Here is a 19,054-nt window from a genome sequence, read left to right as displayed (position 1 = left end):
TGCTGAAAACCATAATTCGCATATTTTTTAGTTTAGGTTATCCATAGTGTGCATATTAGGTTATGCGCAATCGATATTTCCGTCTCGGCGACTCCCAACGTTAGGTTCTAAGCAGACCAGGGCAACGCCCGTCGCCCTGGCGCCTCTTCTGCTTCTGGAGCCGCTGCATGACCGCCTTCCACAATGCCCTCGTCAGCGTCCGCGCCCAGGTGTCCGCCGCCGAATGGGAGGCGCGGGTCAAACTCGCCGCCGCCTATCGCCTGGCCGCCCGCGAACGCTGGACCGACCATATCTACACCCATTTCTCGCTACGGGTGCCGGGGCCGGACGCGCACTTCCTCATCAATCCCTTCGGCCAGACCTTCGACGAGATCACCGCCTCCTCGCTGGTGAAGGTGGACATCGACGGCGAGATCGTCCTCGACCCCACCGGGCTGGGCATCAACCCGGCCGGCTACGTGATCCACAGCGCCATCCATCGCGCCCAGCCGGACCTCCATGCGGTGCTGCACACCCATACCGCGGCAGGCATCGGCGTGTCCGCCCAGCGCGGCGGACTGCTGATGATTTCCCAGCACGCCATGAGATTCTTTGGCCGCCTGGCCTATCACGGCTACGAGGGCGTGGCCCTGGATCTGGACGAGCAGAGTCGACTGGTGGCCGACCTCGGGGCGCACCCGGCGATGATCCTCTGCAACCATGGGCTGCTCACCGTGGGCGCAAGTCTGGAAGAGGCCTTCTGGCACCTCTATTACCTGGAGCGTTCATGCGCGGCGCAACTGGCGGCCCAGAGCGGCGGTGCCGAACTGGTGATCGCCGCGGACGCCGTCGCCCAGAAGGTCAGCGATCTCATCCCCGGCAATCTGGCGCGCGGCGCCCATATTCGTCACTGGGACGCGGCGGTGCGCCAGCTGGAGCGCCACGAGGGCCGGGAGTACGCGCAATGAAGCGACTGCTCGCCACGCTGGGCCTGACGCTATTGCTGGGACAGGCCCAGGCGGCTCCGGATCTTTCCGGGGTGACCCTGGTACTGGGCGACCAGGCCCGGGGACTGCGCGCCATGATGGAAGCCGCCGGGACCCTCGAAGGCGCGCCCTATAGCTATCGCTGGGCCAACTTCCAGGGCGCCGCGCCGCTGTTCGAGGCCCAACGCGTTGGCGCGGTGGACACCTCTTACGCCGGTGACCTGCCGGTGCTGATGGCCGCGTCCGGCGGCGTGCCGCTCAAGCTCATCGCCACCAATGTCGGCTATCCCCAGGCCAATGGGCTGCTGGTGCAGGCTGATTCACCGATCCGTTCGGTCAGGGACCTCAAGGGGCGCACCGTGGTGGTGTCCTCGGCCAAGGGCAGCATCTCCCAGCACCTGCTCTATGCCGCACTGGAGGAGGCCGGACTCAAGCGTGAGGACGTGACGGTCAAGTTCGTGCTACCCACCGATGCCAGTGCCGCCTTCAACGCCGGGCAGATCGAGGCCTGGGCGACCTTCGATCCCTATCTGGGCATCGCCGAGCAGCACGGCGCCCGGCTGCTGCGCGACGGCCAGGGGCTGACCACTGCCCTGGGCTTTCTCACTGCCACGCCAGCGTCGCTGGAGGATCCAGCCAAGCGCGCCGCCATCGCCGATTTCGCCGGGCGCCTGGCCCAGGCACGGGCCTGGGCAGTCGCTCATCCGCGGGACTATGCCCGGGTCTACGCCGAATTGACGCGCCTGCCGGAAGGCGCCGCGGTGGCCATCTCCACCCGCACCTCCCACGGCTTGCGCCCGGTGCAGCCGGCGGACCTTGTCGCGGTGCAGCAGGTGGCCGATCTCTTCAGCGAACTCCAGGTGCTGCCCAAGCCGATCGACGTCGCCGCCCTGGCCGATGCCAGTGTCTTTACCCAGGAAGCCAAACCATGACTCTCATCCGCCGTACCCTGCTGGCGCTACCGCTGCTGCTCGCCGCCAGCGCGGCCCTGGCCGCCGAGCCTCTGACCCTGCGCATCGCCGACCAGAAGGGCAACATGCGCGCCCAGCTGGAGGCCGCCGATGGCCTGCGCGACCTGCCGGGTTATCGCATTCAGTGGGCGGAATTTCCCGCCGCCGCGCCCCTGGCCGAGGCGCTCAATGCCGGCGCGGTGGATGCCGGCATCATCGGCGATGGTCCGCTGCTGTTCGCCCTGGCTGCCGGCGCGCCGGTCAAGGCCATGGCCGTGGACAAGTCCGATCCCTATGGTACGGCGGTGATCGTGCCACGCGACTCGCCGCTGCGCAGCGCGGCTGATCTCAAGGGCAAGCGCATCGCCACCGGGCGTGGCTCCATCGGCCACTACATCGCCCTCAAGGCGCTGGACTCGGTGGGCCTGACGGCCAAGGACGTGAGCTTTCGCTTCCTCGGCCCGGTGGACGCCAAGATGGCCCTGGCCAATGGCTCGGTGGATGCCTGGGCGACCTGGGAGCCCTATACCGCCCAGGCCGAACAGGTCGACGGCGCCCGGGTGCTGGTCAACGGCCGTGGGCTCTGGGCGGGCAACAGCTTCCTGGCTGCCACCGACACGGCTCTGGCCGATCCGGCTCGGCGCGCGGCATTGCAGGACTACCTCAATCGTCTGGCCGCTGCCCAGCGCTGGGGCTACGCCCACCTCGACAGCTATGCCAAGACCCTGGCGCAGATCATCGGCTTTCCCGAGGCGGTGGCCCGTCTGCAATTCGAAAGACGCCACCTGCATTGGGAGCCCATCGACCGCCAGGTGGTGGCCGACCAGCAGGCGGCAGCGGATTTCTACCATCGCAGTGGCCTGATTCCGCAGCGGTTGGATGCACAGAGGACCTTCGCGGAGGGGTTTCAGGTAGCCAAGCCGGACCAGCCGCGGCAGGCGGCGCGGGAGTAGGGCAGTGGTTCAGGTGTCCCTGGCCCGTTGGGCTTCGCTTTGCTCAGCGCCAACCTACGGACCAGGCGCCAGGTAGTGGGAGTGGTTCCATCAGAGCTCAGCGCCAACCTACGTACGCTAGCGCCCCCTCTCCCTTTGGGAGAGGGCTGGGGTGAGGGAAAAGCCACACCGCCACTCGGCCTATCCATATAACCCATCCTTATTTCAAAAACGCTGAACAACTTTATTAGGCTATAAGCCAATTCCATGGATGAGCGTGCCACGATGCCCTTACGTTTTCCCTTCACCCGTCGTCCCCTGGCTTTGGGACTCGCCGTCAGCCTGCTCACCGGGCTGATCGCCGCACCCCAGGCGGCCCAGGCCGAGGGTACCCTGCGCATCTCCGAACAATTCGGCGTGTCCTATGTGATCCTCCATGTGCTGCGTGACCAGCAGCTGATCGAGAAGCACGGCAGGCAGGAGGGCGTCGACATCAAGGTCGACTGGATAAAGCTGTCCGGTGGCGCGGCCGTCAACGAGGCGGTTCTGTCGGGGGCGGTGGACGTAGGCTCCGCCGGGCTCGGACCGCTGTTCACGCTCTGGGACCGCACCCATGGTCGGCAGAACGTCAAGGCCGTGGCCAGCCTGGGGGCTTTTCCCAACTACCTGGTCACTAACAACCCGCAGGTGAAGACCCTGGCCGACTTCACCGCCAAGGACCGCATCGCCGTACCGGCGGTCAACGTCTCGGTGCAATCGCGCTTCCTGCAGTACGCCGCCGCCCAGGCCTTCGGCGAGAAGAACTGGAATCGCCTGGATCCCCTGACCGTGGCGGTGCCCCATCCGGATGCCACCGCCGCGGTGATCTCCGGTGGTACCGAGATCAACAGCCATTTCGCCAATCCACCGTTCCAGGAGCAGGAACTGGCCAGCGGCAAGGTGCACAAGGTGCTCAGTTCCTATGACGTGCTCGGCGGGGCCGTCTCGCCCAACCTGGTGTTCGTCACCGAGAAATTCCGCCGGGACAATCCCAAGACCTACAAGGCCTTCCGCGAGGCGCTGATCGAGGCCGGGCAGATCATCGAGAAGGACAAGGCCGCCGCCGCCCGTACCTACGTGAAGGTCGAGAATTCACGTCTCGATCCGGCACTGATCCAGCAGATCATCGAAAGCCCCGAGGTCAACTTCGACACGGCGCCGCAGAACACCCTGAAGCTGGCGGAGTTCATGTATCGCATCGGGGCCATCCGCAACCAGCCCAGCAGCTGGCAGGACTATTTCTTCGTCGATGCGCCCAACCAGAAGGGCAGCTGATCCCTTTTCCCTTACGGGTTCCACCGGACCACCGGACGAGCCCTCGACATCTCGAGGTCTCCCATGGCTATTCCCCCGATTTTCCAGCGCCTTGGGCTGCTCCTGGCGAGCACGACCTTGGCGCTGTCCGCCCAGGCGGCCGAGCTGCAGAAGATTCGCCTCGGCATCAACGACAGTCCGCAGAACGCTGCCTTGGAGCGCGCCGCCGAGCTGGCGCGGGAAAGGGGCGTGGCGGTGGAGATCGTCGCCTTCAGCGACTGGAACACGCCGAATCTGGCGCTCGCCCATGGCGACATCGACGTCAACTACTTCCAGCATCAACCCTTCCTGGAAAATGCCAATGCCCAGAACGGCTACGGCCTGGTGCCCATCGCCTACGGGGTGGAAAACAAGGTCGGCCTCTATTCCAAACGCGTGAAAAGCTTTGCCGAGGTGCCGGACGGCGCCACCGTGGCGGTGGCTGACGATCCGGTCAACCAGGGGCGCGGGCTGCACCTCTATGCCCGCGCCGGCCTGATCCAGCTCCGGCCCGACGCCGGACCCAAGGCCAGCCTGCAGGACATCGTCGCCAATCCCAAGCAACTGAAATTCATCGAGCTGCCCGGGCCACAACTGGCGCGGGTGCTGGACGACGTGACCCTGGCGCAGAGCTATCCCTCGCACATCCTCGCGGCCGGCACGACGGATCCCAACAGCGCGCTGCTGTTCAGCGATGACGAGGCCAGCGGCCACCTCTATGCCCTGAGATTCGTGACCAAGCCGGAAAAGGCGGATGACCCGGCGATTCGTACCTTCATCCAGGTGTTCCAGAACGATCCGCGGGTGCGCGAGGCCATCGCCCAGGCCTATGGCAATCCGCAGCTCTACAGCCTGGCCTGGCTGAATCGACAGGAGGCTGCCCGATGAACACTGCCCTGCGTAAACCCGCCGCGGCGGCGCAGCCGCCCCTCGAACCCCAAGCCGCCTCCGCGCGCGAGCATCTGCGCCTGAGCGGGGTGCAGAAGGTCTATACCGGCGGCGCGCTGCCGGTGACCGCCCTGGCGGACATCGACCTCAGCATCGCGCGTGGCGAGATCTTCGGCATCATTGGCCGCAGTGGCGCCGGCAAGTCCAGCCTGATCCGCACCCTCAATCGCCTGGAAGACGTCAGTGCCGGCCAGGTGCTGGTCGACGGCGTCGACATCGGCACCCTGCAGGGCGACCGGCTGGTAGCGCTGCGGCGGCGCATCGGCATGATCTTCCAGCACTTCAATCTGCTGGCCTCGCAGACGGTGCTGGAGAACCTGGCGCTGCCGCTCAAGGCCGCCGGTTTTCGTCGTGACGAGATCGAAGCCCGGGCCCGGGAATTGCTGGAACTGGTGGGCCTGCAGGGCAAGGAGCAGGTCTATCCCTCCCGTCTGTCCGGCGGCCAGAAGCAGCGGGTGGGCATCGCCCGTGCCCTGATGCTCAAGCCCGAGCTGCTGCTCTGCGACGAGGCCACCTCGGCGCTGGACCCGGAGACCACCCAGTCGATCCTGGCGCTGTTGCAGGACATCAATCGCCGCCTGGGGCTGACCATCGTGCTCATCACCCACGAGATGGCGGTGATTCGCCAGATCTGCGACCGGGTGGTGGTGCTGGAGCACGGGCGTATCGTCGAACAGGGACCGGTGTGGCAGCTGTTCGGCGCACCCCAGGCGGAGGCCACCCGGGCGCTGCTGGCCCCCCTGGCGGCCCAGCTGCCGGCGGATCTGGCCAGGCGGCTCGCTGCCACCCGGCAGTCTGGTGCCCGGGCCGTGTTGGAGCTCCACTACGACGGCCAGGGCGCGGAGCCTGACTTCCAGGCGCTGGGCCAGGCCCTCGGCGCACCGGTCGAACTGCTGCATGGCGGTATCGACCGCATCCAGGGGCATGCCCTGGGCCGCCTGCTGGTGGCGACCGCAGCACCGGAGCGACGGCCGGCCAGCTTCCTGACCCAGACCGGGTTGTTTGCCCGGGCGGAGGTGCTGGGCTATGTCTGACTTCATGCTCAAGGCGCTGTGGAAGGCCTTTCTCGATACCCTGACCATGGTCAGCGTGTCCGCGGCCATCGTCTGGTTCGCCGGTATCGCCCTGGCGGTGGTGCTGGTCACCACCGGACGTGGCGCCATCTTCGCCGCGCCGACCCTCAACCGGGTACTGGGCACGGTGATCAACGCCTTTCGCGCCACGCCCTTCATCATCCTGCTGGTGGCCCTGATCCCGCTGACGCGGCTGATCACCGGTACCACCATCGGCGTCTGGGCGGCGGTGGTGCCCATCACCCTCAGCGCCACGCCGTTCTTCGCCCGCATCGCCGAGGTCAGCCTGCGCGAGGTCGGCGGCGGGGTGATCGAGGCGGCCCAGGCGCTGGGTTGCGAGCGACGCCACATCGTCTTCAACGTGCTGCTGCCGGAGGCACTGCCCGGCATCATCGGCGGCTTCACCGTGACCCTAGTGGCCATGATCGGCGCCTCGGCCATGGCCGGCGCCATAGGCGCGGGCGGTCTCGGCGACCTGGCGATCCGCTACGGTTACCAGCGCTACGACACCCAGGTGATGGCCGTGGTGATCGCCATCCTGGTGGTGCTGGTGTGCGGCATCCAGTTCATCGGCGATCGCTACGTGCGGCACCTGCGGGCGCGTTAACTCCTCGTTCTTTCCCCTGCGACGCCCGGAGCGGCCTTTGGTCCTCCGGGCGTCGTCGTTTTCGATATTGGACAGTCATCGGGCAAAAGCCCAGGCCAGAGCCTCTGCCTGCTGTTGCGGAGGAGACAGGGACCCAACAGCTGCCTGGGTCGAAACAGCCTGTCGATGCCAAGATTTTCTTTTAAATTATTGATTTGTAAGGATTATTTTTGTTGGTCCGGTTCTTGATTAGTCCAGGGTAGCCATCATCTCGACCGCCCTCGACGGCGGCGTCACCTGGAGGAAACAACCGTGTCCCACGTCCCCGTCAAATTCGCCTATTGGGTCCCCAACGTCAGCGGCGGCCTGGTGGTCAGCACCATCGAGCAGCGCACCCACTGGGGCATCGACTACAACCGCAAGCTGGCCCAGCTCGCCGAGCAGGCCGGTTTCGACTATGCCCTGACGCAGATCCGTTTCACCGCCGGCTACGGCGCCGAGTACCAGCATGAATCGGTGGCCTTCAGCCATGCGTTGCTGGCCGCCACCGAGCGGCTCAAGGTGATCGCCGCCATCCTGCCCGGCCCCTGGAATCCGGCGCTGGCGGCCAAGCAGCTGGCGACCATCGACCAGCTCACCAATGGCCGGGTCGCCATCAACCTGGTGTCCGGCTGGTTCAAGGGCGAATTCCACGGCATCGGCGAGCCCTGGCTCGACCACGACGAGCGCTACCGGCGCTCCGAGGAATTCATCCGCGCCCTCAAGGGCATCTGGACCCAGGACAGCTTCAGCTTCGCCGGCGACTTCTATCGCTTCCGTAACTACACCCTCAAACCCAAGCCGCTGCAGCAGCCGCACCCGGAGATCTTCCAGGGTGGCAGCTCCCGCGCCGCACGGGACATGGCGGCGCGGGTCTCCGACTGGTACTTCACCAACGGCAACACCCCCGAGGGTATCCGCGCCCAGGTCGAGGACCTGCGCGCCAAGGCCGCGGCGAACGGTCATTCGATCAAGGTCGGCGTCAATGCCTTCGTCATCGCCCGGGACACCGAGGCCGAGGCCCGCGCGGTGCTCGACGAGATCATCGCCAAGGCCAACCCGGAGGCGGTCCAGGCTTTCGGTCATGAGGCGCGCAATGCCGGCGCGGCCAGTCCGGAAGGCGAGGGCAACTGGGCCAAGTCCAGCTTCGAAGACCTGGTGCAGTACAACGACGGCTTCAAGACCAACCTGATCGGCACCCCCGAGCAGATCGCCGAGCGCATCGTCGCCCTCAAGGCGGTGGGCGTGGACCTGGTGCTGGCGGGTTTCCTGCACTTCCAGGAAGAGGTGGAGTACTTCGGCCGGCGGGTGCTGCCGCTGGTGCGCGAACTCGAAGCCCGGGCCGCGGCCCAGGCGGCGGCCTAGACCATGGGCGCGAGCCTGGCCACGCGTCCGGTCCTTCTGGAGGTCAGCGACTTGGCGCTGGCCTTCGGCGGGGTCACGGCCTTCGCCGAGGTCGGCTTCCAGGTTCGCGAAGGCAAGATCTGCGCCCTCATCGGGCCCAATGGCGCCGGCAAGAGTTCGTTGCTCAACGTGATCAACGGCCTCTACCGACCGCAGCGGGGCAGGGTACGGCTGGCCGGTAGCAGTGCGGCGCTGCGCCGCCCGCAGGCCGCGGCCCACGCCGGAGTGGCGCGCACCTTCCAGAATCTGGCGCTGTTCAAGAGCATGAGCGTGCTTGACAACGTGCTCACCGGGCGCGGCCGCCATCGGCGGGCCTCCTGGCTGGAGCAGGCCCTAAGCCTGGGCCGCGCCCCGGCCGAAGAGCGGGCGCAACGGGCAGTGGCCGAGCGGGCACTGGATTTCCTGCAACTGGGGGCCTGGCGCGACGCTGCCGTGGGCAGCCTGCCCTATGGCCTGCAGAAGCGCGTGGAGCTGGCCCGGGCGCTGGCGGCCGAGCCGCGGCTGTTGCTGCTGGACGAACCCATGGCCGGGATGAACGCCAAGGAGAAGCGCGAGCTGAGCGGCTACATCCAGGCCATCAACCGCGAGCACGGGGTCACCGTGGTGCTGATCGAGCACGACATCCAGGTGGTGATGCAGCTGGCGGATCACGTGGTGGTGCTGGACTACGGTCGTCTTATCGCCGACGGCGCACCCGCCGTGGTGCGCCGGGATCCGGCGGTGATCGCCGCCTATCTCGGGACCCCTCACTAGAAGTTGTTGACGATCTGCTGCGCGTCGGCCAACCGGCGTTGGAAAGACCTTCGGAATGCTCATTTACCACTCGTAAACTCCGCTTCCTCAGGCCTTTCCGCCTTGTTTGGCTCTAGCTCGCGAGATCGTAAACAGCTTCTAAGGACACTGGACGCCTCAGGGAGAAAACCATGGCGTTTTTCTTGGAAGTCTTGCTCGGCGGCCTGCTCGCCGGGGTGATGTATGCCCTGGTGGCCCTGGGCTTCGTGCTCATCTACCGGGCCTCGGGCGTGTTCAACTTCGCCCAGGGCGCCATGCTGCTGTTCGCCGCCCTGACCTACGTCAGCTTGGTGGAGCGCGGGCTGCCCGGCTGGCTGGCGCTGCTCAGCACCCTGGGCGTCATGGTGCTGCTGGCGGTGGCGGTGGAGCGCACGGTGCTGCGGCCGCTGGTGAATCGCTCGCCGCTGGTGCTGTTCATGGCCACCCTGGGCCTGGCCTATTTCCTCGAGGGCGCCGCCCAGGCGTTGTGGGGCGCCCAGGTGCATGGTCTGGACCTGGGTATCGAGGATACCCCGCTGGAGGTGGGCGATCTCTTGCTGTCGACCTTCGACCTGTTCGCCGCGGCGGTGGCGGCGGTGCTGGTGATCGGACTGTCGCTGCTGTTCGAGCGCACCCGCTTGGGCATCTCCCTGCGCGCCGTGGCCGACGATCCCTTGGCGGCCCAGGCAGTGGGCATTCGTCTGCCGCGCATCTGGGTGCTGGTGTGGGCGGTGGCCGGTTGCGTCGGCCTGGTGGCGGGCCTGCTCTGGGGCGCGCGGCTGGGAGTGCAGTTCTCGCTGTCGCTGATCGTGCTCAAGGCGCTGCCGGTGCTGATCATCGGCGGCTTCTCCTCGGTCACCGGGGCCATCGTCGGCGGCCTGCTGATCGGTGCCAGCGAAAAACTCGCCGAGGTTTATCTCGGCCCCCTCATCGGCGGCGGCCTGGAGAACTGGTTTCCCTATGCCTTCGCCCTGGTATTCCTGCTGATTCGACCGGTCGGCCTGTTCGGCGAACCCACGGTCGAGCGCGTCTAGAGGACTTCCCATGACCACCTCCCTCGACGCCCTGACGGCGCGTCCGCTGTCCCCCCGTGCCCCTGCGCTGCGACCCGCTCGCCTGGCGCTGGTCGCGCTCCTGGCCTTGGCCTGCGGTGTGGTGCCCTGGGTCGGCACCGACTACCTGTTCAATGCCCTGCTGATTCCCTTTCTGGTGCTGGCCTTGGCCGGGCTGGGGCTCAATCTGCTCACCGGCTATGCCGGCCAGCTGTCGCTGGGCTCGGCCGCCTTCATGGCGGTGGGCGCCTTCGCCACCTACAACCTGCAGGTGCGCCTGGGCTGGCCCCTGCCGCTGTGCCTGTTCGCCGGTGGCTTGCTGGCAGCCCTGGTGTCGCTGCTGTTCGGCCTGCCCAGCCTGAGGATTCGCGGCTTCTACCTGATCGTCTCCAGCCTGGCCGCGCAGTTTTCTATCCTCTGGGCCCTGACCCGCTTCGACTGGTTTTCCCATGGCAGTGCCTCGGGGGTGATCAGCGCGCCGCCGCTGGTGTTGCTGGGCCAGGACTTCAGCGGGCCGCTGGGGCGCTATCTGGCCACCCTGGTGGTGGTGCTGGCGCTGTTCGCCTTCGCGGCGCGACTGGTGCACGGCGAACTCGGCCGGACCTGGATGGCGGTCCGTGACCGCGAGACGGCCGCCGCGGTGATGGGCCTGTCAGTGGTCCGGGCCAAGCTGCTGGCCTTCGCCCTGAGTGGCTTCTACCTGGGCATCGCCGGTGCGCTCTGGGCCTTCACCTACCTGGGCACCGTCGAGCCCCATGGCTTCGACCTGAGTCGCTCTTTCCAGATCCTCTTCATCGTCATCCTCGGTGGACTCGGCAGCCTGGCCGGCAGCCTCTATGGGGCCGCCTTCATGGTGCTGTTTCCGCTGCTGCTCTCCAACCTGGCCGGCTGGCTACCCGCTGACCTCATCGCCGCCGGCCAGCTGGAGAACCTGCAGAAGATGGCCTTCGGCGCCCTGATCATCCTGGTGCTGATCAAGGAACCCGAGGGCCTGACCCGCCTGGCCACCCGCGGCTGGCAACGCCTGTGCCGCCGCTGACATCCCGTTTGCCGGCGAGAAGGCTCGCCGGTCTCACACCTTCACAAGGCCCACACCCCCAACAAGGAAAGTCCCCATGTGCAAACGTCATCTGCTCGGCAGCCTCGTCCTGGCCCTGGGCCTCACCACCCTCGGTCCGGTCCAGGCCGCCGGCGAGCAATACTTCCCGCTGCAGAGCTATCGCGTCGGCCCCTATGCCGCCGGTGGCACCGGCTTCTTCGGTGGCTTCATCGACTATATGAAATACGTCAACGCCAACGGCGGGGTGAATGGCGTCAAGCTGGTGTGGAGCGAATGCGAGACCGAATACATCGTCGAGAAGGGCGTGGAGTGCTATGAGCGCCTGAAGAATGGGCGGAACGGCGCGCCCGCGGCCGCCACCAATCCGCTGTCGGTGGGCATCGCCTACGCCACCCTGGAAAGGTCCACCGCCGACCGGCTGCCGCTGATCACCATCAACCATGGCCGTACCGATTCCACGGACGGCAGCGTCTTTCCCTATGTCTTCCCGCTGCAGCTCAATCCCTATTCGGAGGTCTCGGCCATCCTCAACTGGATCGCCCTGCAGGGCGGCGGGGTCGATAGCCTCAAGGGCAAGAAGATCGTCACCCTCTACCATGGCTCGCCCTACGGCAAGGAAACCAACGAGGTGCTGCAGCAGCTGGCGGATCGCTACGGCTTCGCGCTGACCCTGCTGGAGGTACCGCATCCGGGCAACGAGCAGCAATCCCAGTGGCTCAACATCCGCCGCATCAAGCCCGATTGGGTGATCCTGCGCGGCTGGGGGGTGATGAATCCGGTGGCGATCAAGACCGCGCAGAAAGTTGGTTATCCGGTCGACCACATCATCGGCAACATCTGGAGCAATTCCGAGGAAGACGTGCGGCCAGCCGGGGCGGCGGCCAAGGGCTTCCTGGCCATCACCACCCACCCCTCGGGCACCGACTTCCCGGTGCTGCAGGGCATCGCGCGCGACGTGGTGGCCAAGGGGCAGAGTGACCTCGCCGATCCCAAGCGCTTCGGCACCGTCTACTACAACCTCGGCGTGGTCAACGGCATCCTCAACGTCGAGGCGCTGCGCCTGGCCCAGGCCAAGTACGGTGACAAACCCCTCAGCGGCGAGCAGGTGCGCTGGGGTTTCGAGCACTTGAACCTGGACGATGCCCGCCTGCAGGCCCTGGGCGCCAAGGGCTTGGTGCAGCCGCTCAAGCTCTCCTGCGCCGACCACGAAGGCGGCGGCGCCATCCGCATCCAGCAGTGGGATGGCGAGAAATGGCAGCTGGTGAGCGACTGGGTGCAGGCCGATCGCGCCTTCCTGCGACCGATCATCGAGGCCTCGGCCAGGCAGTACGCCAAGGAAAAGGGCATCACGCCGCGTGACTGCAGCAAGGAGGGCTGAGACATGACGACCACCCCCTTGCTGGCGGTCGAGGCCATCGAAGTCCGTTACGACGGCGCCATCCTGGCCGTCGATGGCGTCAGTCTGCAGGTCGGCCAGGGCCAGGTCGTGGCCTTGCTCGGCGCGAATGGCGCCGGCAAGAGCACCACGCTCAAGGCCATCTCGGGGCTGCTCGGCGCCGCCCGCGGTAGCCTGGTCCGCGGTGCCATCCGCTATGCGGGGCAGGACCTCGCGGGCCAGTCGGCCGATGCCCGGGTCCGCGCCGGCCTGGTCCAGGTGCTGGAGGGCCGCCACTGCTTCGGGCGGCTCAGCGTGGAAGAGAATCTGCTCAGCGGTGGCTTCGTTCGCCGCCTTGGGCGCGCCGCGCAGCGGGAGGAGCTGGAGCGTATCTATGCCTGGTTTCCGCGCCTGGCTGGCAAGCGCCGACAGCTGGCGGGCCTGACCTCCGGTGGCGAGCAGCAGATGATCGCCCTGGGTCGCGCCCTCATGGCGCGGCCTCGCCTGCTGCTGCTGGACGAACCCTCCATGGGCCTGGCGCCGCTACTGGTGGAGGAGATCTTCGCCAGCGTCGCCCGGCTCAATCGGGAGGAGGGCCTGAGTGTGCTGATGGCCGAGCAGAACAGTGCCATCGCCCTGGACTATGCCCATCAGGCCTTCGTGCTGGAAAGCGGGCGGGTGGTGCAGTCCGGCGTGCCCGGTACGGGCCTGACGCGCGAGGCGGTGCAGGCGGCCTACCTGGGGGTGGGCTAAGCTTCCGCAACGACCAGGGAGCCCGCGCCATGAACAAGACCTCCTACAACGCCATCGCCGATACCTTTCGCCAGGCCCGCGTCAGCCTCAGGGACGACGAGCGTCGCTACCTGGAGGTGCTCCTGGAAAAGCTCGAGCCCGGCGCCACCCTGCTCGACCTGGGCTGTGGCACCGGCACCCCGGTCGCCGCCGCCATCCTCGCCCAGGGGCATCGCGTGCTCGGGGTCGATCAGGCGGCCGCCATGCTGGCCCATGCGCGGCGGGAATTTCCCAAGCAACGCTGGATCGAGGCGCGGTTGGAAACCTACGCCTGCGCCGAACCCTACCAGGGCGCACTGCTGTGGGATTCGCTGTTTCATCTGGAGCGCCGCTGGCACGCGACCCTCCTGGCGCGGGTGATCGCCGGGCTTCCGCAAGGGGGACGGCTGATGCTGACGGCGGGCGGCTCGGCGGCGGATGCCTTCGTCGATACCATGTTCGACCAGCCGTTCTTCTATGACTCCCACCCACCGGAGGAGCTGCGTGCCCTGCTCGTGGCGCAGGGCGTGCGCATCCTCATCGACGAACTCATGGACCTGCCCGACGGGGGGCGGAACCGGGGGTGCTGCGCCTTCGTCGTGGAAAAGCTCTGACGCTCCAAGAGAACGAGGCTTCGATCAGTCCTTCCAGCCCGGCTGGTAGAGGGTGCCATGGGCCTGGTCCAGGGCAGCGCGGACCTTGGGCGAGTGCTGGTAGACATCGATCAGCTTGGCCAGGCGTGGATCGTCCTTGTTGTCCGGGCGAGCGACGAACTGGATGACGTACTCGGGGTGGTCAAGGCCATCGAACAGCAGGGCCTGGTTGGGATCGATGGTCTTGGCCAGGCGCAGATAGTGGGGATAGCCCTGGGCCACGTCGACGTCGTCCAGGGAGCGGGCCAGCTGCACGGCTTCCAGCTCGACGATCTGGATATCGCGGGGATTGCCGGTGATGTCCGCCAGGGTGGCGTGGTAGCCGACGCCGGGCTTCAAGGTGATGAAGCCGGCCTTCTCCAGCAGCAACAGGCCACGGCCGCCATTGATGGCATCGTTGGCGATGGCCACCCGCGCCCCTTTGGGCACCTCGGCCAGGGTCCGGTACTTCTTCGAATAGAGCCCGACGTTGTTGATGATCCCCGGCGCCACCGCCACCAGGTCATAGCCGGCGGTGCGCTTGGCGTTCTCCAGAAAGGGGATGTGCTGGTAGTAGTTGGCGTCGATGTCGTGGTTGGCGAGACTGGTGTTGGGGGCGATCCAGTCGCTGAATTCGACGATCTCCACGTCCACGCCGGCAGCCTTGGCCTCCTGCACCGCCACTTCCAGGGGCGGGGCGAAGGCGGCGGTGGTACCGATCTTGAGGGGGGCAGCCAGGGCTGCGGTGCTGAAGAGGCCGAGGGCGAACAGCAGAGGTTTGAGGCGGGTCATGGGGCGTCCTTGAAGGGTCAGTCCTGGCGGAAACGACTGCCGAAGTGGCGGCTGTCGAGGTGGTCACCGCGGCCGAACAGCTTGTGTCTGAAGCTGCCCTCGGCGTAGGCGGTCTTGTAGCGTCCCCGGCTCTGCAACTCCGGGATCACCAGATCGATGAAGTCGCCGTAGCACTCCGGGGTAACGGTGCGGGCGAGGTTGAAGCCGTCCAGCCCGGTTTCGTCGATCCAGCCGAGCAGGGCATCGGCCACCTGCCCGGGATCGCCGACCAGGGTGGTGTAGCGGCCACCCAGGGCGTGCTGCTCCAGGAGCTTGCGGCGGGTCCAGCCGGCGTCCTTGGCCACCAGGCGCTGGAGCGCCGATTCGATGGCCTCGGTCCGTTGCGGGCGGATGGGTTCGTCGAGGCCATAGGTGGCCAGGTCGATGCCCACCGAGGCTGAGTGGTGGGCCACGCCGGCCTCGGCGCTGGCATAGCTCAGGTATTCGGCGTGCTTGTCGCGGGCCTCGGCGGCGGTGGGGGCGACGATCACCGTGAGGCCCATGAACAGCTTGACGTCATCCGCGCGCCGGCCGGCGGCCACTGCCGCGCCACGGACGCGCTCGACCTGGGCGCGGGTGGCGGCCTGGTCCTGCCCGGAGATGAACACGCACTCGGCGTGGCGCCCGGCAAAGGCCAGGCCGCGATCCGAGGAGCCGGCCTGGAACAGCACCGGGGTGCGCTGCCGCGAGGGCTCGCAGAGGTGATAGCCCTCGACGTCGAAGAATTCGCCATGGTGTTCGACCTTGCGCACCCGCTCCGGGCGCGCATAGATCCGCTGGGCACGGTCACGGACCACCGCATCGTCGGCCCAGCTGCCTTCGAGCAGCTTGTAGAGCACTTCCAGGTATTCATCGGCCTGGTCGTAGCGGCGGTCGTGGGCGATCTGCCGGTCCAGGCCCATGGCGCGGGCGGCGCTGTCCAGGTAGCCGGTGACGATGTTCCAGCCGACGCGGCCTTCGCTCAGGTGATCCAGGGTCGAAAGACGGCGGGCGAAGGGGTAGGGCGGCTCATAGGTGAGGTTGGCGGTCAGGCCAAAGCCCAGGTGCCGAGTGCTGGCGGCCATGGCCGAGACCAGCAGGAAGGGGTCATTGACCGGCAACTGGATGGACTCGCGCAGGGTCAGGTCGACGTTGCCGCCATAGACGTCGTAGACACCGAGGATGTCGGCGATGAACAGGCCGTCGAACAACCCGCGCTCCAGCAGCTGAGCTAGCTCGGTCCAGTAGCCCAGGGTGTGGTAGCGACTGGAGGTGTCCCGTGGATGGGTCCAGAGGCCATGATTGATGTGGCCCACGGTGTTCATGTTGAAGGCGTTGAGCAGCACCTGCTTGGCGGGGGCGGTCATGGGGCGGGCGCCCCTGCGGGGAGAAAGGTCCGGAGCACAGCCATGGGATCCTCGGGGTAAAGGCGAAAGGAGAGATCCGGTGGTCCGGTGGTTATACGTTAGCCGCTAGCTAACCGACGCTTTAAATAGCCTTTTGGAATATAGTTAAGGCGTTCATGGGTATGTCGCTCCCCTCTAACCAAATTCCAAATCGGTATCAATCTGACCTTTGCCTATTCCTTATCGTGGCCGGCATCCATTCGCCGTCCACTGAGGAATTCATGGCCGCTATCCGCCTTTCGTTCCGCTCAGGCTTCCGCCGGGGGCTGCTCGCCCTGGGTCTGCTAAGCCTCGCCTACGCCGCCCAGGCCGATACCAGTCTGCGCATCGGCTACCAGAAATCCTCCACCTTGCTGGTACTGCTCAAGGAGCAGGGCACCCTGGAACGGGATCTGGCGGCCAGGGGCATCACCGTCAGCTGGCATGAGTTCTCCAGCGGTCTGCCGCTGCTGGAGGCCCTCAACGTCGGCAATGTGGATCTCTCCGCCGACGTCGCCGACACCGTGCCGGTGTTCGCCCAGGCGGCGGGTGCCAAGCTCACCTATTTCGCTCGGGAGACGCCCTCGCCCCAGGCCCAGGCCATCGTGGTTCCGCAGGATTCGCCGCTGGAGACGCTGGCTGATCTCAAGGGCAAGCGCGTCGCCGTGACCAAGGCCGCCGGTAGCCACTATCTGCTGATCGCCGCCTTGCAGAAGGCCGGTCTGACCTTTGCCGACATCCAGCCCGCCTATCTCACCCCCGCCGACGGTCGCGCCGCCCTGGAGAACGGCAAGGTGGATGCCTGGGTGGCCTGGGAGCCCTTCGTCGCCAGCGCCCAGCGTCAGCAGCAGGTACGCATCCTCGCTTCGGGCGAGGGCCTGGCCAGCTACCAGCGCTACTACCTGGCCGCCAGCCCCTATGCCCAGGCCCATCCCGAGGTGCTGGCCCTGGTGTTCGGCCAATTGCAGCGCACCGGCCAGTGGGTGAAGCAACACCCCGCCGAGGCGGCACGCCTCCTCGGTCCGCAGTGGGGCCGCCTGGACGAGGCCACCGTGCAGCTGGCCAACAGCCGCCGCACCTATGACGTCCAGCCGGTCAGTCACGCCGCCCTCGGCGAGCAGCAGCGCATCGCCGATGCCTTCCACGCCGCCAGGTTGCTGCCCACCGCGGTGGACGCCAGCGCCGTGGCGCTCTGGACCCCGACGTCACCGTGAACCCTCCGAGCTGATCAGGCTTTCACTCAGGACAAGGCCCAGCAACGCCGGGCCTTGTGCCTTGCCCCGCTAAGCCAAGCTGCTCCGGTCGGAAACGCCTATTTGAACCACGCCTCCTGGCGCCCACCACCGGGTGCCGGACGCGAGCGCTCGCGCGTCTGGCAGGGCTTCATCGACGCCGTACCTATTTGGTCAGGGCCTACGAGGTCGAGTACCTCTTGCTCGCTTTATCCTGTTGGTATAACGTAATTACAAAGTACCAATGATGGTTTGACAGCCGTGTGTTCTCTGGTTGGGTTTCATGAGGGCCATGGCTGCGCTGTTCAAAGTCGTCGCCACTATTGTCTTTCGTTATAATAAAAAACACATGGAGTTCGTTCATGATCGAAGTCATCAACCCCGCCACCGGGGCCGCCATCGCGACCTACTACACCCACACGCCGGCCCAGGTCGAAGCGCGCCTGGCCCAGGCCGCCGCGGCGCAGCGGTCATGGGCGGAGCGTCCTCTCACCGAGCGCTGCGCGGCTCTGGTACGCCTGGCCGCCATCTTGCGCGCCGGTCGCGATACCTATGCGCGGCTCATCGTCAACGAGATGGGCAAGCCGCTGGTGGAAGCCGAGGCGGAGATCGAGAAATCCGCGCTGACCTGCGAGTTCTACGCCGAGCGGGCGCCTGGCTTTCTCGCCGATACCCCGGTGGTCAGCGCCGCCGCCGACAGCCGGGTGGTCTACGATCCGCTGGGTGTGGTGCTCGCGGTGATGCCCTGGAACTATCCGTTCTGGCAGTTCGTCCGCTTCGCCGCACCGGCGCTGGCCGCCGGCAATGGCGCCATTCTCAAGCACGCCAGCAACGTGCCGGGCTGCGCCCTGGCGCTCGAGCAGGCGTTCGCCGAGGCTGGCCTGCCCACCGGCCTGGTGGCGACCCTGCTGATCGGCGCGCGTGACGTGGCCGGCGTGCTGGCCGATCCGCGTATCGCCGCTGTCACCCTGACCGGCTCCACCGCGGTCGGCCAGCAGGTGGCCAGCCAGGCCGGCGCGCTAATGAAGAAGCAGGTGCTGGAACTGGGCGGCTCGGACCCCTTCATCGTACTGGCCGATGCCGACGTGGCCCTGGCGGCGCAGACGGCGGTCAAGGCGCGCTTCGGCAACGCTGGTCAGAGCTGCATTTCCGCCAAGCGCTTCATCGTCGCCGAGGCAGTGGCCGATGCCTTCACAGAGGCCTTCGCCACCGCTGCCGCCAGCCTGCGGCTGGGCGATCCGCTGGAGCGTGCCACCCAGATCGGTCCGCTGGCCCGCGCCGGTCTGCGCGAGGATCTGCAGCGCCAGGTGACGCTCAGTCTCGCCGAAGGCGCGCGCCTGGTACTGGGCGGTACGCCCCTTCCAGGGCCGGGCTTCTTCTATCCGCCCACCGTGCTCGACCAGGTGACCCCGGAGATGACCGTGGCCCGCGAGGAGACCTTCGGGCCGGTGGCCGCGATCATCCGGGTCGCCGACGAAGACGAGGCGATCCGCGTCGCCAACGCCAGCGAATTCGGCCTGGGCGCCGCCCTCTGGACCCGTGACTTGGCGAAAGCCCAGCGTCTCGCCCGGCGCCTCGAGGCCGGCGCGGTGTTCATCAACGCCCTGGTGGCCTCGGATCCACGGGTGCCCTTCGGCGGCATCAAGCAGTCCGGCTATGGCCGGGAGCTGGGCGAGTGGGGCATACGCGAATTCACCAACGTCAAGACCGTCTGGCAAGGCGCCCAGTCCTGACCCA

18 protein-coding genes are annotated in these 19,054 nt (G+C 66.9%); 16 read left to right on the top strand and 2 right to left on the bottom strand.

Annotation, left to right across the window (positions count from 1 at the left end; genetic code table 11):
• The first annotated feature begins 167 nt into the window (after positions 1 to 167).
• The 14 genes from FEZ61_RS08250 to FEZ61_RS08185 all read left to right on the top strand — a co-directional run bounded on the left by FEZ61_RS08250 (position 168) and on the right by FEZ61_RS08185 (position 13,872).
• Positions 168 to 947 (top strand): class II aldolase/adducin family protein, encoded by a 780-nt coding sequence (locus tag FEZ61_RS08250; RefSeq protein WP_173148205.1) that lies wholly within the window; start codon positions 168 to 170, stop codon positions 945 to 947.
• Positions 944 to 1,897, top strand: a complete 954-nt coding sequence (locus FEZ61_RS08245) for an ABC transporter substrate-binding protein (RefSeq protein WP_173148203.1) — start codon at positions 944 to 946, stop codon at positions 1,895 to 1,897. Before FEZ61_RS08250 ends, FEZ61_RS08245 begins: the two co-directional genes overlap by 4 nt.
• 5 nt (positions 1,898 to 1,902) lie before the next feature.
• Positions 1,903 to 2,868 carry an aliphatic sulfonate ABC transporter substrate-binding protein gene (locus FEZ61_RS08240; protein ID WP_173148290.1) on the top strand — a complete coding sequence of 322 codons (966 nt, stop codon included), beginning with the start codon at positions 1,903 to 1,905 and terminating at the stop codon, positions 2,866 to 2,868.
• Positions 2,869 to 3,132: 264 nt separating this feature from the next.
• Positions 3,133 to 4,161 carry an ABC transporter substrate-binding protein gene (locus tag FEZ61_RS08235; protein WP_173148201.1) on the top strand — a complete coding sequence of 343 codons (1,029 nt, stop codon included), beginning with the start codon at positions 3,133 to 3,135 and terminating at the stop codon, positions 4,159 to 4,161.
• Between the two features lie 63 nt (positions 4,162 to 4,224).
• The gene (locus FEZ61_RS08230; RefSeq protein WP_064308466.1) at positions 4,225 to 5,067 is read left to right on the top strand and encodes a MetQ/NlpA family ABC transporter substrate-binding protein; all 843 of its coding nucleotides are present in this window, start codon (positions 4,225 to 4,227) and stop codon (positions 5,065 to 5,067) included.
• Positions 5,064 to 6,161: an ATP-binding cassette domain-containing protein gene (locus tag FEZ61_RS08225; protein ID WP_173148199.1), complete on the top strand. Its 1,098-nt coding sequence runs from the start codon at positions 5,064 to 5,066 to the stop codon at positions 6,159 to 6,161. Before FEZ61_RS08230 ends, FEZ61_RS08225 begins: the two co-directional genes overlap by 4 nt.
• Positions 6,154 to 6,807, top strand: a complete 654-nt coding sequence (locus tag FEZ61_RS08220; protein ID WP_017639640.1) for a methionine ABC transporter permease — start codon at positions 6,154 to 6,156, stop codon at positions 6,805 to 6,807. Before FEZ61_RS08225 ends, FEZ61_RS08220 begins: the two co-directional genes overlap by 8 nt.
• 291 nt (positions 6,808 to 7,098) lie before the next feature.
• Positions 7,099 to 8,190 carry a dimethylsulfone monooxygenase SfnG gene (gene sfnG / locus FEZ61_RS08215; protein WP_017639641.1) on the top strand — a complete coding sequence of 364 codons (1,092 nt, stop codon included), beginning with the start codon at positions 7,099 to 7,101 and terminating at the stop codon, positions 8,188 to 8,190.
• Between the two features lie 3 nt (positions 8,191 to 8,193).
• Positions 8,194 to 8,982, top strand: a complete 789-nt coding sequence (locus FEZ61_RS08210) for an ABC transporter ATP-binding protein (protein ID WP_173148197.1) — start codon at positions 8,194 to 8,196, stop codon at positions 8,980 to 8,982.
• A gap of 170 nt (positions 8,983 to 9,152) precedes the next feature.
• Entirely contained in the window at positions 9,153 to 10,034 is an 882-nt protein-coding gene (locus tag FEZ61_RS08205; RefSeq protein ID WP_017639643.1) for a branched-chain amino acid ABC transporter permease, read from the top strand.
• 10 nt (positions 10,035 to 10,044) lie between these two features.
• Positions 10,045 to 11,091, top strand: coding sequence for a branched-chain amino acid ABC transporter permease (locus tag FEZ61_RS08200; protein ID WP_017639644.1), 1,047 nt, complete (start codon positions 10,045 to 10,047; stop codon positions 11,089 to 11,091).
• A gap of 76 nt (positions 11,092 to 11,167) precedes the next feature.
• On the top strand, positions 11,168 to 12,490 hold the full coding sequence (locus FEZ61_RS08195; protein ID WP_017639645.1) for an ABC transporter substrate-binding protein: 1,323 nt from the start codon (positions 11,168 to 11,170) through the stop codon (positions 12,488 to 12,490).
• A gap of 3 nt (positions 12,491 to 12,493) precedes the next feature.
• The gene (locus FEZ61_RS08190) at positions 12,494 to 13,240 is read left to right on the top strand and encodes an ABC transporter ATP-binding protein (protein WP_068383928.1); all 747 of its coding nucleotides are present in this window, start codon (positions 12,494 to 12,496) and stop codon (positions 13,238 to 13,240) included.
• 29 nt (positions 13,241 to 13,269) lie between these two features.
• Positions 13,270 to 13,872, top strand: a complete 603-nt coding sequence (locus FEZ61_RS08185) for a class I SAM-dependent methyltransferase (protein WP_173148195.1) — start codon at positions 13,270 to 13,272, stop codon at positions 13,870 to 13,872.
• Between the two features lie 24 nt (positions 13,873 to 13,896).
• Here the strand turns inward: FEZ61_RS08185 and FEZ61_RS08180 are convergent, their stop codons facing one another.
• Both FEZ61_RS08180 and FEZ61_RS08175 read right to left on the bottom strand, forming a co-directional pair.
• Complete coding sequence (locus FEZ61_RS08180) at positions 13,897 to 14,682, bottom strand: MetQ/NlpA family ABC transporter substrate-binding protein (RefSeq protein ID WP_064309053.1); 786 nt, start codon at positions 14,680 to 14,682, stop codon at positions 13,897 to 13,899.
• Between the two features lie 17 nt (positions 14,683 to 14,699).
• Positions 14,700 to 16,067 (bottom strand): LLM class flavin-dependent oxidoreductase, encoded by a 1,368-nt coding sequence (locus FEZ61_RS08175; protein WP_064309052.1) that lies wholly within the window; start codon positions 16,065 to 16,067, stop codon positions 14,700 to 14,702.
• A gap of 260 nt (positions 16,068 to 16,327) precedes the next feature.
• Between FEZ61_RS08175 and FEZ61_RS08170 the strand changes: the two genes are divergently transcribed.
• A complete protein-coding gene (locus FEZ61_RS08170; RefSeq protein ID WP_242455119.1) occupies positions 16,328 to 17,299 on the top strand; it encodes an aliphatic sulfonate ABC transporter substrate-binding protein in 972 nt (323 codons plus the stop codon).
• A gap of 380 nt (positions 17,300 to 17,679) precedes the next feature.
• On the top strand, positions 17,680 to 19,050 hold the full coding sequence (locus tag FEZ61_RS08165) for an NAD-dependent succinate-semialdehyde dehydrogenase (protein WP_173148193.1): 1,371 nt from the start codon (positions 17,680 to 17,682) through the stop codon (positions 19,048 to 19,050).
• The last annotated feature ends 4 nt before the right edge of the window (positions 19,051 to 19,054 follow it).

It is taken from the genome of Pseudomonas sp. MS15a(2019) (assembly GCF_013277805.1).
Classification (GTDB): domain Bacteria; phylum Pseudomonadota; class Gammaproteobacteria; order Pseudomonadales; family Pseudomonadaceae; genus Chryseomonas; species Chryseomonas benzopyrenica.
The sequence above is the reverse complement of the archived record's forward strand: the minus strand, read 5'-3'. Positions and strand labels throughout refer to the sequence as shown.

Bases quoted from the DNA above. Each gene is read 5' to 3' on its own strand.
- FEZ61_RS08195 (WP_017639645.1), top strand. From the start codon at position 11,168: ATGTGCAAACGTCATCTGCTCGGCAGCCTCGTCCTGGCCCTGGGCCTC.
- FEZ61_RS08220 (WP_017639640.1), top strand. From the start codon at position 6,154: ATGTCTGACTTCATGCTCAAGGCGCTGTGGAAGGCCTTTCTCGATACC.
- FEZ61_RS08190 (WP_068383928.1), top strand. From the start codon at position 12,494: ATGACGACCACCCCCTTGCTGGCGGTCGAGGCCATCGAAGTCCGTTAC.
- FEZ61_RS08185 (WP_173148195.1), top strand. From the start codon at position 13,270: ATGAACAAGACCTCCTACAACGCCATCGCCGATACCTTTCGCCAGGCC.
- FEZ61_RS08225 (WP_173148199.1), top strand. From the start codon at position 5,064: ATGAACACTGCCCTGCGTAAACCCGCCGCGGCGGCGCAGCCGCCCCTC.
- FEZ61_RS08165 (WP_173148193.1), top strand. From the start codon at position 17,680: ATGATCGAAGTCATCAACCCCGCCACCGGGGCCGCCATCGCGACCTAC.
- FEZ61_RS08180 (WP_064309053.1), bottom strand. From the start codon at position 14,682: ATGACCCGCCTCAAACCTCTGCTGTTCGCCCTCGGCCTCTTCAGCACC.
- FEZ61_RS08235 (WP_173148201.1), top strand. From the start codon at position 3,133: ATGCCCTTACGTTTTCCCTTCACCCGTCGTCCCCTGGCTTTGGGACTC.
- FEZ61_RS08245 (WP_173148203.1), top strand. From the start codon at position 944: ATGAAGCGACTGCTCGCCACGCTGGGCCTGACGCTATTGCTGGGACAG.
- FEZ61_RS08175 (WP_064309052.1), bottom strand. From the start codon at position 16,067: ATGACCGCCCCCGCCAAGCAGGTGCTGCTCAACGCCTTCAACATGAAC.
- FEZ61_RS08205 (WP_017639643.1), top strand. From the start codon at position 9,153: ATGGCGTTTTTCTTGGAAGTCTTGCTCGGCGGCCTGCTCGCCGGGGTG.
- FEZ61_RS08250 (WP_173148205.1), top strand. From the start codon at position 168: ATGACCGCCTTCCACAATGCCCTCGTCAGCGTCCGCGCCCAGGTGTCC.
- FEZ61_RS08200 (WP_017639644.1), top strand. From the start codon at position 10,045: ATGACCACCTCCCTCGACGCCCTGACGGCGCGTCCGCTGTCCCCCCGT.
- FEZ61_RS08210 (WP_173148197.1), top strand. From the start codon at position 8,194: ATGGGCGCGAGCCTGGCCACGCGTCCGGTCCTTCTGGAGGTCAGCGAC.
- FEZ61_RS08230 (WP_064308466.1), top strand. From the start codon at position 4,225: ATGGCTATTCCCCCGATTTTCCAGCGCCTTGGGCTGCTCCTGGCGAGC.
- FEZ61_RS08170 (WP_242455119.1), top strand. From the start codon at position 16,328: ATGGCCGCTATCCGCCTTTCGTTCCGCTCAGGCTTCCGCCGGGGGCTG.